This is a genomic window from Frateuria sp. GZRR35, from assembly GCF_051900415.1.
Taxonomy (GTDB): domain Bacteria; phylum Pseudomonadota; class Gammaproteobacteria; order Xanthomonadales; family Rhodanobacteraceae; genus Frateuria_A.
On record NZ_JBHZGL010000005.1, the window covers coordinates 190,568 to 204,435 of the forward strand.

The window sequence follows — 13,868 nt, forward strand, 5'->3', positions numbered from 1 at the left end:
CGCCGACGATCCTCCTTTCCATTGCGATACCGACATGCATACGCCTCCGAAACGGCACTACCTGCTCTACGGCTCCGAACGCTATGCGCTTGCCATCCTGCGCCCGCTGCAGGCCGCAATCCGTGCGCGCGGCGACGAGGCGGCGTGGTTCTTCGATGGCCCCGGCGCACAGGACCTGAGCGCGGACGAACGCCTGTTGAGCGTGGAGGAGGTACGCCGCTGGAACCCGGTGGCGGTACTCACGCCTGGCAACCACCTGCCGCACTTTTTCCCGGGCGTGAAAGTGGAGGTGTTCCACGGTTTCGATGCGGGCAAGCCGCGGCACATCTATATCCGTGGCTTCTTCGATCTCTACTGCACCACCGGCCCGCGCGACACCGCCCAGTTCCAGGCGCTGGCCGACCGGCTCGGCCATTTCAGCGTGGCCGAGACCGGCTGGACGAAGCTCGATCCCTTCCTCAAGGAAATCGCCGGCCCCGTTCCGCCGGTGCGCCAGCCGCCGGTGATCCTCTATCACTCCACTTTCTCGCCCTCGTGGAGTGCGGCCGAAACCCTGTACGAGGAAGTCAGGCGACTCTCGCGCGATGGCCGCTGGCGCTGGATCGTGACCTTCCATCCCAAGATGAACCCGGAGACGGTGGCCAGGTACAAGGCGCTGGAGAATGACTTCCTCACCTTTGCCGAAAACGACAACATCCTGGAGTTGTTCACGCAGGTGGACATGATGTGCTCGGATACTTCCTCGGCACTCAACGAATTCCTGCTCACCGGCAAGCCGGTGGTCACGTTCCGCAACCGCCGGCCGGGGCCGCAGCTGATCGACATCGACGACCCGACGCAGTTCGAGCCGGCGATCGAGCGTGCGCTTTCGCGGCCGCCCGAGCTGATGGCCGCGATCCAGGACTATGCCGATGCGATCCATCCCTGCCGCGATGGCCACGCGAGCGAGCGCGTGCTGGCGGCGATCGACGCCTTCGTCGCTTCGGGCGGGCGCAACCGCAGGCGCAAACCGCTCAACTTCTGGCGCAAGTTCAAGCTGCGCCGGCGCATCGGTTACTGGGGACCGGCGCGCCTGCCGCGATAGCCGGCGTCGATCGTCTGGCCCGGCTAGAATCCGGGTTCCCTGCACCACGAGTCTGCCCGTGCCGCCCAACGCCTACAGCCGAACCGAACACCTGCGCGCCCTCTGGCCCTGGCTGCCGCTGTGGGTAGCGGCGGCGCTATTGGCGATCTTCTCGCACGGTCCGATGCCGCTGTATTCGACCCGCACGCTGGCGGTCGCCTGGGAAATGTGGAACCACGGCCACTGGCTGGTGCCCTACAACAACGGCGCGCCCTACAGCGAGAAGGCGCCGCTGTTGTTCTGGCTGATCCACGCCGGCTGGTTCGTCTTTGGCGTCAGCGACGTGTGGCCGCGCGTGCTGGAAGTGATCTTCGGCGCCAGCCAGCTGGTGCTGATCTCGGCGCTGGCGCGGCGGCTGTTTCCGGACCGTCCGTGGGTGGCGCGCGCCGCGCCCTGGATGCTGCTGGCGCTGGCCTACGCGTTCCTGTTCGGCCTGCAGATCATGTACGACGTGCTGCTGGCGGTGTGGTCGCTGGCGGCGCTGTTGTGCCTGACCCGCACCCGCACGCGGGACGAGCCGCGCTGGTGGCTGTTCGGCCTCTGTCTCGGCCTGGGGCTGCTCACCAAGGGGCCGGTGATGGCCCTGCACGTGGTGTTCCCGTGGCTGCTCGGCCCCTTGTGGAACGACTGGGCCAACCAGCATCGCGTGCGCTGGTACGGGCGCGGACTGCTCGGCTTCCTGCTCGGTTTTGCCATGCTGCTGGCGTGGGCGTTGCCGGCCGGCTTCAGCGGCGGCGAGGCGTACCGGCAGCGGTTGTTCTTCACACAGACCGCCGGGCGCGTGGTGAATGCGTTCGATCATGCGCGACCGCTGTGGTGGTATGTGCTGGCGCTGCCGCTGCTGATGTTCCCGTTCAGTGGCTGGCCGCGGGCCTGGGTGGCGCTCGCCTCGCTGCGCCGTCCGCTGGATGCCGGCGTGCGTTTCGCGTTGTGCTGGGTGGTGCCGGTGTTCGTGACCTTCTCGCTGATCAGCGGCAAGCAGCTCTACTACCCGCTGCCGGAGTTTGCCGGCGCCGTGCTGCTGCTGGCCGGCGCCATCGCGCTGCTGCGCGAGCGCCGGCCCGAATTGGCTTACAACCGCTGGCTGGGCACCTGGCCGCTGGCGGTCGGCGGCATCCTCTTCGGTGTGTTCCTGTTCGTGTTGCCGTGGCTGGTCGCGAGCGGGCGGCTGCACGGCGAGTGGTTCGATACCACCGCCGGCTACAGCCGCTTCTTCGCCGTGGTGTTCCTGCTGCTGGGCGCGTTGCTGCTGCTGCGCGGCCGCGGCGAGATGCGCCGGCTGGCGTTCGCCGGACTGCTGGGCACGCTGGCGATCAATACGCTGTTCACGCTGACCCTGTGGCCGCGCTACGACCTGACGCCGGCGACCCGACTGCTTGCCGCGGCCGACGTGCAGAACCGCGCGATCGGCTACACCGGCGTCTACGAGGGCCAGTTCCATTTCGCCGGGCGGCTGGATCACCCGATCGAGGAACTGCACAGCGACGAGGCCATCGCGGCGTTTGCCCGTACCCATCCCGATGGCCTGATCGTGACCCATCCGGACAAGCTCGACGCCACCGCGCTGCGCTATCCGTTACTCGCCCAGCCGTTCCGCTCTTCCTGGGTGGTGATCTGGCCGGCCACCTCGCTGGCCGACCTGCGCGCGGGCCACCGCCCGCCGGAACCGTCCCAGCCACCACGCATCTTCAGTCTCGACGCCCGCTCGCGGCAGTTGCCATGAGTTCCTCCCCGATCGCCGGCCTGCGTGCGCAGTGCGGCGGCCCGCGTGATGGCGCCCTGTTACGCTTCTCCCTGGGCAACGCCCTGTTCGGCGAAGGACAGGCGGCCGAGGCCGCCGACGAGCTGCGCCGGGCGTTGGCCTTCGATCCGGCGTACTCGGCCGCGTGGAAGCTGCTGGGCAAGGCCTGCCTGGCGATGGACGATCGCCCCGGCGCCGCCGAAGCCTGGCGCCGGGGCATCGCCGCCGCCAGCCAGCGCGGCGACAAGCAGGCGGAGAAGGAGATGACGGTCTTCCTTCGCCGCCTCGCGTAGGGTGGGCTTCGGGCTGCCTCCCCCCAACGGCCGAGCCCTCCGCCGCGAGCCCGGGGCGAGGATGCCGACAAGGCGGATGGGCGCCTTTGGGCGGGATGCAGCGGGGGCCAGTCTTTCGCAAGCCCTCCCCCATCCGCCCTCCGGGCACCTTCCCCCGTGAACGGGGGAAGGACACGCTCTGCGCCTGTACGGGTTGGGCAACCCATGCCCCGGTGTGGCGCCAGGCATCGCCGCAGCCAGCCAGCGCGGCGTCAGCAGTCCGAAGAGGAAATGACCTTCTTCCGGCGCCGCCTCGCGCAAACGGGCTAGCGCCCACCCGGCTTCCGCCCCCACGCCCGAGCCTTCCCCAGCCACCCTCCGGGCACCTTGCCCCGTAAACGAGGACACGCTCAGCGCTTGTACGGGTTGGGCAACCCATGCCCCGGACTGGCGCCAGGCATCGCCGCGGCCAGCCAGCGCGGCGTCAGCAGGCGAAGAGGAAATGGCCTTCTTCCTGCGCCGCCTCGCGCAAACAGGCTAGCGCCCACCCGGCTTCCGCCCCCACGTCCGAGCCTTCCCCCGCGAACGCGGGGGAAGGTGCCGACAGGCGGATGGGGGCGCCTTTGGGCGGGATCCAGAGGGACCCGTCCTCGCAAGCCTCCCCCAGCCGCCCTCCGGGTACCTTTCCCCGTGAACGGGGGAAGGACCAGGTTCAGCCACGCCTGTACGGGTTAGGCAGCCCATGCCCCGACCAGCGCCGGTAATGCCACTGGTACTGCACGAAGGCGCGTTCCACGCAGGCTTCCACGCCGCGGTTGAGCGCCGCGCAGGCGCGTTGCGGATCAGCATCGTCCAGGCCCTCGGGCGCCGGCAGCAGGTGGATGCGGAAGCCCTCCCCCCGCGGCAACCGCTCGGCGAACGCAAACAGCACGGTCGCCCCCGTGCGCGCCGCCAGCCGCGGCAGCAGCACCATGGTCAGCGCGTCGCGTCCGTAGAACGGCGCCGGCTCGCCCTCGCCGGCGCGCGGCTTCTGGTCGGGCAGGATGCCGATCGCACCGCCCGCGGCCAGGCGCTTGTACAGCGTGCGCACGCCCGCGCCCTCGGCGCGCACCTGCTCCGGCGCCAGCGCACCGCGCACGCGGCGCAGCAGCGGCTCGATCGCGGCCAGACGCGGCGGCCGGTACAGGATCGCCATCGGCATGCGGCTGCACAGCCAGTAATTGAGCAGCTCCCAGCAGCCCAGGTGGGGCGCGGCGATGATCACGCCCTTGCCCCGCGCCATCGCGGCCTCCAGCAACTCGCCACCGCGCACCTCGCGCACCAGCCCCAGCATCTTCTCCGGCCCCGCGCCCCAGACCTTCACGATCTCGGTGACCGACTTGCCGCCCTCGGCCATCACCCGGCGCAGCAGCGCGGCGTGGGCTGGCCGGTCCAGCGTCGGCCGGGCGATCGACAGGTTCACCGTGGTGTCGTGCGCAGTACGCCCGTGCGACCACAGGGACAGCCGGCCCAGGCCCGCACCCATCGCATGAAGCAGGCGCAGCGGAAGCAGGCCGAACAGTCGCAGCAGGAGGTAGAGCAGGTAGATGTCAGGGCGCATGGGGGATTGCCGCTTGCCGCGCCGGACGGCGCAAGTAAAGGGAACGCCGGCCCTGCCGTTAAGCCCAGGACCGGAGACGCTCCACCGTTTTTGCCTATTCTTGCAGGGACGCCCTGCCGACGCCTGCCGCCCCCATGATCAGTCTCATCCAGCGCGTGCTTTCCGCCAGCGTCGACGTCGACGGCGCGACCGTGGGCGCAATCGGCCCGGGCCTGCTCGCACTGGTGGCAGTCCAGCCGGACGACGGCGAGGCACAGGCGAAGCGCATGCTCGAACGGCTGCTGGGCTACCGCGTGTTCGCCGACGACGCCGGGCGGATGAATCGCTCGCTCGCCGACACCGGCGGCGGCCTGCTGCTGGTCAGCCAGTTCACGCTCGCCGCGGACACCCGCTCGGGCATGCGCCCCAGTTTCACCCGCGCCGCCCCGCCCGAGCATGGCCGGCGCTGGTTCGAGCGGCTGGTGGAACTGGCCCGCGCCACACACGGGGGAGGGGTGGAAATCGGGCGCTTTGGCGCCCACATGGAAGTCCGGCTGGTCAACGACGGCCCGGTCACCTTCTGGCTCGAAGCGCCCTGACCGGATCCCCAACGACTTGATGGCATACGACACGCGATCCCCACGCAAACGCCCGTCTGGCGCGATTTTTGCGTGTAGGCCACGCGAAATTTTTCCCTTTGAAACTGGTCAAAAAAGCGCCACATCGCTATACTGATCGGTTCCTGCATCTGCGGCGGTAGGTATGAACAACAAAGCTCCCGAGCAACAGTCCGAAATCAAGGCGCTCATTTCCAAGGGCCTGGAACAGGGCTACCTGACCTACGCGGAGATCAACGACCACCTGCCCGACGACATCGTCGATCCGGAGCAGATCGAAGACATCATGGCGGTGCTCAAGGGCGTCGGCATCGAAGTGCACGACGCCGCGCCGGACGCCGACCCGCTGGCCGACAATGCCCCAGGCTCGGGCAACGACGACGAGGCCGCCGCCGAGGAAGCGGTCGCCCTGCTGTCGGCGGTCGACGCCGAAGTGGGCCGCACCACCGACCCGGTGCGCATGTACATGCGCGAGATGGGCACGGTGGAGCTCCTCACCCGCGAGGGCGAGATCGCCATCGCCAAGCGCATCGAGGAAGGCCTGGGCCAAGTGCAGACCGCGCTGGCCAGCTTCCCGCTGACCATCGAGCTGCTGCTGGAAGAGTACGACCAGCACCTGGACGGCAAGCGCCGCCTGTCCGAGATCCTGGCCGGCTTCGCCGACCTGGAGCAGCTGGCCGACGAAGCACGTGCCGAGGCCGAGGAAGCGGCCGCGAACGGCGAAGTCGTCGAGTCCGACGAGGACGAGGACGAGGACGACGGCGACGACTCCGAAGAGGAAGAGGCCGGCCCGACCGGTCCGGACCCGGAAGAGGTCAAGCGCCGCATGGAGCTCTTGCGCGACTACTACACCAAGTTCCAGAAGGCCGCCCCGAAGGCGACCGGCATCACCGACAAGAAGATCGTCAAGCTGCGCGACCAGATGGCCGAGGAGTTCCTCAAGCTCAAGCTGCCGTCCGCGCTGATCGACAGCTTCGTGCGCAAGCTGCGCGAAGTGGTGGGCGACATCCGCCACCACGAGCGCGTGCTGATGGACATCTTCGTCAAGCAGGTGAAGATGCCCAAGGCCGAGTTCCTCAAGACGTTCCCGAGCAACGAGGGCAACGTCGAGTGGGCCGCCGAGCTGGGTCGCAAGCGCCAGAAGTGGTCGCCGAACATCAAGAACCACCGCGAGGCGATCGACGCCGAGCAGGACAAGCTGGCCGCGATCGAGAAGAAGCTGTTCCTGCCGCTGACCGACATCAAGGAAATCAACCGTGCCATGTCGATCGGCGAGGCCAAGGCCCGCCGCGCCAAGAAGGAAATGGTCGAGGCGAACCTGCGCCTGGTGATCTCCATCGCCAAGAAGTACACCAACCGCGGCCTGCAGTTCCTGGACCTGATCCAGGAGGGCAACATCGGCCTGATGAAGGCGGTCGACAAGTTCGAATACCGCCGCGGCTACAAGTTCTCCACCTACGCCACCTGGTGGATCCGCCAGGCGATCACCCGCTCGATCGCCGACCAGGCGCGCACCATCCGCATCCCGGTGCACATGATCGAGACGATCAACAAGTTGAACCGTATCTCCCGCCAGATGCTCCAGCAGTTCGGCCGCGAGCCGACGCCGGAGGAGCTGGCCAAGGAGATGGAGATGCCCGAGGACAAGATCCGCAAGGTGCTCAAGATCGCCAAGGAACCCATTTCGATGGAGACCCCGATCGGCGACGACGAAGACTCGCATCTGGGCGACTTCATCGAGGACACCAACGCCTCCTCGCCGATCGAGTCGGCGACCGAGACCGGCCTGATGGAGACCGTCCGCGACGTGCTCGCCGGCCTCACCCCGCGCGAGGCGAAGGTGCTGCGCATGCGCTTCGGCATCGACATGAACACCGACCACACCCTCGAGGAAGTCGGCAAGCAGTTCGACGTCACCCGCGAGCGCATTCGCCAGATCGAGGCCAAGGCCCTGCGCAAGCTGCGCCACCCGAGCCGTTCGGAGCAGCTGCGCTCGTTCCTCGACCTCGAGTAAGCGCCAAGCCTCATGCACCACCACGACGCCCGCCTCGCGGGCGTCGTCGTTTCCACGCCGTTGTAGGAGCCCACTTGCGGGCGATGCTGCTGGCTTGAGTGTGCCGAAGAGCATCGCCCGCAAGCGGGTTCCTACAAGAGCAGGGCCGCGGCGCGTTGGACCCTTCCCCTGCTGCCGCTACCATGCACCCTCCCGGGCGGGCCTATAGCTCAATGGTTAGAGCAGGGGACTCATAATCCCTTGGTTCCAGGTTCGAGTCCTGGTGGGCCCACCAATTACCATCCCGAGACATCTCAAGTCACCGCGCTTTCCCGGTGGAAACGGCTGTGTGACGCGATTTGCGGCAAATGCCCGTCTCAGTCTGCTGCATGCGCACTCACCGTGGCGCAGCTCACGCGGTGGTACATCTGTGGTGCAAAAGTCGAATGGCGGCCACTCCGCGACCGACATACCACCACGCAGGGCACGCGCGCCCTCCTGCAGGGACTCGGAAGGACAAGACAGCGCAACCCGCCGCCGCTCTCCTCCCGATCTGCTACGTTCCCCGCCCTGCCCGTTTGCCGCTGGACGCTTCCCGATGTCGCTCCGCCCGCTGTTGTCCCTGCTCGCCGCCGCCGCGCTCGCCGGTTGCGCCTCAAGCCCCACCTCGCCGGTCCCGACGCCGGACGGGACGCGCGCCGACGTGGCGATCCTGGAAACCACCGACGTTCACGCGAATGTTCTTAGCTGGGACTACTTCAAGGCCAAGGACGACCCGACGGTCGGCTACGAGCGCGTCGCCACGCTGATTCGCCGCGCGCGCGCCGAGTTCGCCAACAGCTTCCTGTTCGACAGCGGCGACACTATCCAGGGCACCGTGCTGGCCGATTACCAGGCGCTGGTCGCACCGGTCGGCTGCGACCAGGAGCTGGCGATCTACAAGGCGATGGACGCGATGGGCTACGACGGCGGCACCGCCGGCAACCACGAGTTCAACTATGGCTTGCCGTTCCTGTCGCAGGTCACCGGCACGCCGATGGATATCGACGGCAAGCGCACCGACCGCTGCGCCGGCCCGCACTTCCCGCTGGTGCTCTCCAACGTGTTCGACGCCGGGAGCGGCAAGCCGATCTTCAAGCCGTGGACGATGGTGAAGAAGACCATCGAGGCCTACACGCCCGATGGCAGCCGCCTGCAGGTGCCGATCAAGGTGGCGATCATCGGCTTCACGCCGCCGCCGATCCTCAAGTGGGACCAGCGCCATCTCGAAGGCAAGGTCACCGTCAGCGGCGTGGTCGAGGCGGCGCAGCGCTACCTGCCGCAGATCCAGGCGCAGCACCCGGACCTGGTGGTGGCGATCCTGCACGGTGGCCTCAACACCGCGCCTTACACCAGTGACATGGAGAACGGCGGCTGGTACTTGGCCGGCGTGCCGGGCATCGACGTGCTGCTGCTGGGCCACTCCCATACCGAGTTCCCGGGGCCACGCTACGCCGACATGAAGGACGTGGACGCCACGCGCGGCTTCGTGCGCGGCAAGCCAGCCGTGATGGGCGGCTTCTTCGGCAAGGACCTGGGTGTCATCAAGCTGGCGCTGGAACGCGAGAACGGCCGCTGGACCATCGATCGCGATGACACGCACAGCGAGGTGCGCCCGATCTGCCCGCAGAAGAACCAGTGCGTGCCCCCCGATCCGGCGATCGCTCCGCTGGTGGCGCAGGCGCATGCGGCGACCGTAACCTACGTGAACACGCCGATCGGCCAGAGCACGGTGCGCCTGTCCAGCTATTTCGCCGACGAGGGCGACATGACCGCGCTGGGCGTGGTCAACGCTGCGCAGCGCGACTACGTACAGCGCGAGCTGCCCAAGCTGCATCCGGAACTGGCCGGCGTCCCGGTACTCGCCGCGGCAGCCGCGTTCCGCACCGGCTTCGGTGGTCCCGACGATTACACCGACGTGCCGCCCGGCCCGCTCACCCTGCGCAGCGCGGCGGACCTGTACTTCTATCCGAACACGCTCGCGGCGGTGAAGACCGACGGCGCCGGAGTCAAGGCGTGGCTGGAAAAATCCGCCGCGCGCTTCAATCGCATCGATCCGGCATCGACCGGCGAACAGGCGCTCATCAACACGCACGTGCCGGGATTCAACTTCGACCAGATCCAGGGCGACCTCAGCTACACGATCGACGTGAGCAGGCCGGTCGGCCAGCGCATTGTGTCGCTGACGTACCAGGGCAAGCCGGTGACGCCGAGCCAGCCTTTCGTCGTCGCCACCAACAACTACCGCGCCAGCGGCGGTGGCAACTTCCCCGGGCTGGACGGCAGCAACACCGTGCTTGCCTCGCAGGATGGCGTGCGCGAGATCGTCGCCGCGTGGCTCAAGCGCACCGGCACGCTCGATCGCACCGACCTGCCCGCGGCCTCCTGGCACTTCGCGCCGATGACGACCCGCGGTCCGGTGACCTTCACCGCCGCGGCGGGCAAGCAGGCCCTCGCTGCGGCCGATGACCTGCGGAACATCCGCCAGTTGCGCGACCACGGCGACGGCAGCGCGACGTATGCGATCGACCTGGGCAAGGCGCCGGCCGGCGCTTCCAGGCCGACCGTCCACCAGCGCACGCGCCAATAGCTCGCACTAAACCCCTCCCGCCGGAAGAGGAGCGGGAGGGGTGGATGCTTGTCGTTGCCGGGTGCCGCCGACCACCCTTGGCGTCGGCTCGCAGCGCGCAAGCCGAAGGGCGCGCCGCCAGCGGCGAGGCTCACCGCCTGCACGGATAAGTTGCACCGGCAAGCGATGCCTGCCATTGACCCACTCCCGGCGACCCCGTAACGTCTGGCGCATGTCGCCGCTTTCCGCCCACCCGCGCATGCCCCCGCTTCCGGCCCTGCCGGACACGGCCGCGCGCGCCGGCGGCATCATGCACTCGCTCGCCGCCACGATCACGACCACCACGACCACGACCCGGTCCGGGTGGGTGTCCGTGCGCGCTTAAGTTCCATCACGCATCGGCCCCGCCCTCGACGAGGCGGGCCGGCTGCAGCACTCACCGAATCCGCCACGCGAGCCAGGGGCCCCTACCCAAGGAGGCTCACGTGGACATCGTCGCTTCATCCGTCGAACTTTCCCGGCCACGGCCGCACCCCGTCGCCTCGCCGACCCCACGCCTTCTGGCGCTGGGCGTGATCGGACCGGGCCGCGTCGGCGGCGCCCTGCTCGATCAACTGCGAGCGGCGCGCACGCGCCTGGCCAACCAGGCAGGCCTTGCGCTCGAACTGCGCGGCATAGCCACCCGCAGCCGCATGTGGCTGGATTGCGACGATCCGCAGCTCGACCAGCGCAACGGCGCGCAGACCTGGCGCCCGGCCGACCTTGACGCCTTTGCCGCGTACATTCGCGGTACCCAGGACATGGCCATGCTGGTCGACTGCAGCGCTAGCGAAGCCGTGGCCGACCGTTACGCCGACTGGCTCGCCGCGGGCACCCACGTGGTCACGCCCAACAAGCTCGCCGGCAGCGGCCCGCTGGCACGCTGGCAGGCGATCCGCGCCGCGGCGGCGGCCGGTGCTTCGCGCTGGCGCTACGAGGCCACCGTCTGCGCCGGCCTGCCGGTGATCCAGACGCTGCGCGACCTGCTCGACACCGGCGACACCCTGCACGCCGTCGAGGGCATGTTCTCCGGCACGCTGGCCTGGCTGTGCAGCCGGTACGACGCCACCCTGCCGTTCTCCGCGTTGCTGCGCGAGGCGCATGCACAGGGCTACACCGAGCCCGACCCGCGCGAGGATCTCTCCGGCACCGACGTGGCGCGCAAGCTGGTGATCCTGGCGCGCGAAGCCGGCTGGCCGCTGTCGCTGGAGGACGTGGAGGTGGAAAGCCTGGTGCCGCCGGCGCTGGCTGCGCTTTCGGCCGACACCTTCCTCGATCGTCTGGGCCAGGGCGGCCTGGCCGAACTGGACGCCCCGCTGGCCGAGCGTCTCGCCCGCACGCGTGAGGCCGGCTGCGTGCTGCGCCACGTCGCCAGCCTCGACGCCCATGGCCGCGCGACGGTGCGGCTGCAAGCCCTGTCCGCGTGTCATCCGTTCGCGCATACCCGGCTCACCGACAACATCGTGCAACTGCGCACCGCCCGCTACTGCGACAATCCGCTGATCGTGCAGGGTCCCGGCGCCGGGCCGCAGGTCACCGCCGCCGGCGTGTTCGCCGACGTGCTGCGCATCGCCGAGGCCCAGGGAGCACGCGCATGAACCTCATCAAGGAACCGCCCATGTCGTCCGTCCGCACCGCCAGCGCCTTCGCCCCCGCCTGCGTGGGCAATGTGGGCGTGGGTTTCGACATCCTGGGCCACACCCTGGCCGGCGCGGGCGACCGCGCGCAGGTCAGGCGTATCGACGAACCGGTGGTGCGCATCGCGCGCATCGAAGGTGTGGTGCGCGACCTGCCGATGGACGCCGAACGCAACACGGCCGGCGCCGCGCTGCTCGCCCTGCGCGAGGGGCTCGGGCTGGAAAACGGCTTCGAACTGATCCTGCACAAGGGCATTGCGTTGGGCTCGGGCATGGCCGGCTCGGCCGCCTCCTGCGTGGCCGCGCTGGTCGCGGCCAATGCACTGCTGGACGATCCGCTGCCGCGCGAGGCGCTGTACGGCTTCGCGATGGACGGCGAGGCGGTGGCCAGTGGTGGCCGCCACGGCGACAACGTCGGTCCGCAGCTGCTCGGCGGCCTGGTGCTCGCTACCGCCACGCGGCTGGTGCGCATCCCGGTGCCGTCGGACTGGCATTGCGCGCTGGTGCATCCGCATTGCGTGCTGGAAACACGCCGCGCGCGCGCGGCGCTGGCGGGCAACTATGCGTTGTCCGAGTTCGTCGCACAGAGCGCGAATCTGGCGCAGGTGATCGCCGGCTGCTGGCAGGGCGACGCGGCGCTGGTGCGCGAGGGTCTCAAGGACGTGCTGGTCGAACCGCGCCGCGCGCCGCTGGTGCCGAATTTCGCCCGCGTGCAGCAGGCCGCGCTCGACCACGGCGCGCTCGGCGCCAGCATCTCCGGCGCCGGCCCCAGCGTGTTCGGCTGGTTCGAGGATGCGCACACTGCAAAGGCCGCGGCCGAGGCAATGCGCGCAGCGTTCGCCGAGGCAGGGCTGGACAGCGACGTGCTGGTCGGCCCCATCGACGGACCCGGCGCGCAGTTGCTCGCATGAGCGCGCCGCGCTACCTGAGCACGCGCGGACACGCGCCCGCGGTGTCGCTGGGCGAGGCGATCGCCGCCGGCCTGGCGCCGGACGGCGGGCTGTATGTCCCCGAGCGCCTGCCTCGTGTCAATCCTTCGGCGTTCGACCCGGACGATGACCTGGCCGCGACCGCCACCACGTTGCTCACGCCTTTCTTCGATGACGGCGTGCTGGCCGAGTCGCTGCCCGCGATCTGCGCCGAGGCGTTCGCCTTCGAAGCGCCGCTGCGCCCGCTGGCGCGCGCGGACGCCTCGCTGCTGGAGCTCTTCCACGGCCCCACGGCCGCCTTCAAGGATTTCGGCGCGCGCTTCCTCGCCGCCTGTCTGCGTCGCCTGCGCACCACCGATGCGCCGCCGCTCACCATTCTGGTCGCCACCTCCGGCGACACCGGCGCCGCGGTCGGCGCCGCGTTCCACCGCCAACCCGGCGTGCGCGTGGCGATCCTCTATCCGGACGGCCGCGTCTCGCCGCGCCAGGCGCAACAGCTCGGCAGCTTTGGCGACAACGTCCATGCACTGCGCGTGGCGGGCAGCTTCGACGATTGCCAGCGCATGGTGAAGGCGGCACTCAACAACGCGGCACTGCAGCGGGCCGTGCCACTGAGTTCCGCCAACAGCATCAGCCTGGGCCGCCTGCTGCCGCAGATGAGCTACTACGCGCACGCGTCCCTTGGCTGGTGGCGCCGCCATGGCACGCCACTCGATTTCGTCATCCCCACCGGCAACCTCGGCAACGCTCTGGCCTGCGTGTGGGCGCGCGGCATGGGGCTGCCGATCGGCGACGTCCGCCTGGCCTGCAACGCCAACAGCACGCTGCCGGAGTTCTTCGCCGGTGCCGCCTACCGCCCGCGCGATGCCATCGCCACGCTGGCCAACGCCATGGACGTGGGCGCGCCGAGCAACTTCGAACGGCTGCGCTGGACGTTCGACGGCGACGACGATGCCCTGCGCCGCGCGCTGCGCGCCACCAGCGTCGACGACGCGGCGATCCGCGCCACCTTGCTGCGCCACGCGCGCGACCACGGCGAAGTGGTCTGCCCGCACACCGCCACCGCGCTGGCGGTGCTCGATCAGACGCCGCGGCGCGACGGGCACGCCTGGGCGGTCGTCGCCACAGCGCATCCGGCCAAGTTCGAATTGGTGCTCGAACCCCTGCTCGGCCACCTGGTGCCGGTGCCGCCCGCGTTGGCCACCATGCTCGATCGGCCGAGCCGGGCCGCGCCGATGCCCGCCGACGACACCGCGTTCGGGCGATGGCTGCGGGCGCTGCGCTGAGCGGCCATCCGCGATGCCGGGAACGGCAAAAAGGTTGAAACCGG

General features: G+C 69.4%; 10 protein-coding genes and 1 tRNA gene. 10 read left to right on the plus strand and 1 reads right to left on the minus strand.

From position 1 onward, the window contains the following. Nucleotides 1-34: 34 nt before the first annotated feature. Genes ACFWZ3_RS08380 through ACFWZ3_RS08390 form a run of 3 tightly spaced genes read left to right on the plus strand, consistent with a single transcriptional unit; the run spans nucleotide 35 to nucleotide 3,157 of the window. Nucleotides 35-1,084, plus strand: a complete 1,050-nt coding sequence (locus tag ACFWZ3_RS08380; protein WP_439707281.1) for a CDP-glycerol glycerophosphotransferase family protein — start codon at nucleotides 35-37, stop codon at nucleotides 1,082-1,084. Nucleotides 1,085-1,142: 58 nt separating this feature from the next. Then, a complete protein-coding gene (locus ACFWZ3_RS08385) occupies nucleotides 1,143-2,846 on the plus strand; it encodes an ArnT family glycosyltransferase (protein ID WP_439707282.1) in 1,704 nt (567 codons plus the stop codon). Further along, nucleotides 2,843-3,157 carry a tetratricopeptide repeat protein gene (locus tag ACFWZ3_RS08390; protein ID WP_439707283.1) on the plus strand — a complete coding sequence of 105 codons (315 nt, stop codon included), beginning with the start codon at nucleotides 2,843-2,845 and terminating at the stop codon, nucleotides 3,155-3,157. Before ACFWZ3_RS08385 ends, ACFWZ3_RS08390 begins: the two co-directional genes overlap by 4 nt. Nucleotides 3,158-3,848: 691 nt before the next feature. Here the strand turns inward: ACFWZ3_RS08390 and ACFWZ3_RS08395 are convergent. Further along, on the minus strand, nucleotides 3,849-4,736 hold the full coding sequence (locus tag ACFWZ3_RS08395) for an LpxL/LpxP family acyltransferase (protein WP_439707284.1): 888 nt from the start codon (nucleotides 4,734-4,736) through the stop codon (nucleotides 3,849-3,851). Between the two features lie 134 nt (nucleotides 4,737-4,870). On the opposite strand from ACFWZ3_RS08395, the gene dtd reads away from it, so the two are divergent. The 7 genes from dtd to thrC all read left to right on the plus strand — a co-directional run bounded on the left by dtd (nucleotide 4,871) and on the right by thrC (nucleotide 13,824). After that, entirely contained in the window at nucleotides 4,871-5,314 is a 444-nt protein-coding gene (gene dtd / locus ACFWZ3_RS08400; RefSeq protein ID WP_439707285.1) for a D-aminoacyl-tRNA deacylase, read from the plus strand. A 163-nt stretch (nucleotides 5,315-5,477) separates the two neighbouring features. Then, a complete protein-coding gene (gene rpoD / locus ACFWZ3_RS08405) occupies nucleotides 5,478-7,346 on the plus strand; it encodes an RNA polymerase sigma factor RpoD (protein ID WP_439707286.1) in 1,869 nt (622 codons plus the stop codon). Between the two features lie 198 nt (nucleotides 7,347-7,544). Further along, nucleotides 7,545-7,620 (plus strand) — tRNA-Ile (locus ACFWZ3_RS08410). Between the two features lie 303 nt (nucleotides 7,621-7,923). Then, on the plus strand, nucleotides 7,924-9,954 hold the full coding sequence (locus tag ACFWZ3_RS08415) for a bifunctional 2',3'-cyclic-nucleotide 2'-phosphodiesterase/3'-nucleotidase (protein WP_439707287.1): 2,031 nt from the start codon (nucleotides 7,924-7,926) through the stop codon (nucleotides 9,952-9,954). A 470-nt stretch (nucleotides 9,955-10,424) separates the two neighbouring features. Beyond that, entirely contained in the window at nucleotides 10,425-11,570 is a 1,146-nt protein-coding gene (locus ACFWZ3_RS08420) for a homoserine dehydrogenase (RefSeq protein ID WP_439707337.1), read from the plus strand. Further along, complete coding sequence (locus ACFWZ3_RS08425) at nucleotides 11,567-12,520, plus strand: homoserine kinase (RefSeq protein WP_439707288.1); 954 nt, start codon at nucleotides 11,567-11,569, stop codon at nucleotides 12,518-12,520. Before ACFWZ3_RS08420 ends, ACFWZ3_RS08425 begins: the two co-directional genes overlap by 4 nt. Then, a complete protein-coding gene (gene thrC, locus ACFWZ3_RS08430) occupies nucleotides 12,517-13,824 on the plus strand; it encodes a threonine synthase (protein WP_439707289.1) in 1,308 nt (435 codons plus the stop codon). The genes ACFWZ3_RS08425 and thrC overlap by 4 nt, the downstream gene beginning before the upstream one ends. Nucleotides 13,825-13,868: the final 44 nt, after the last annotated feature.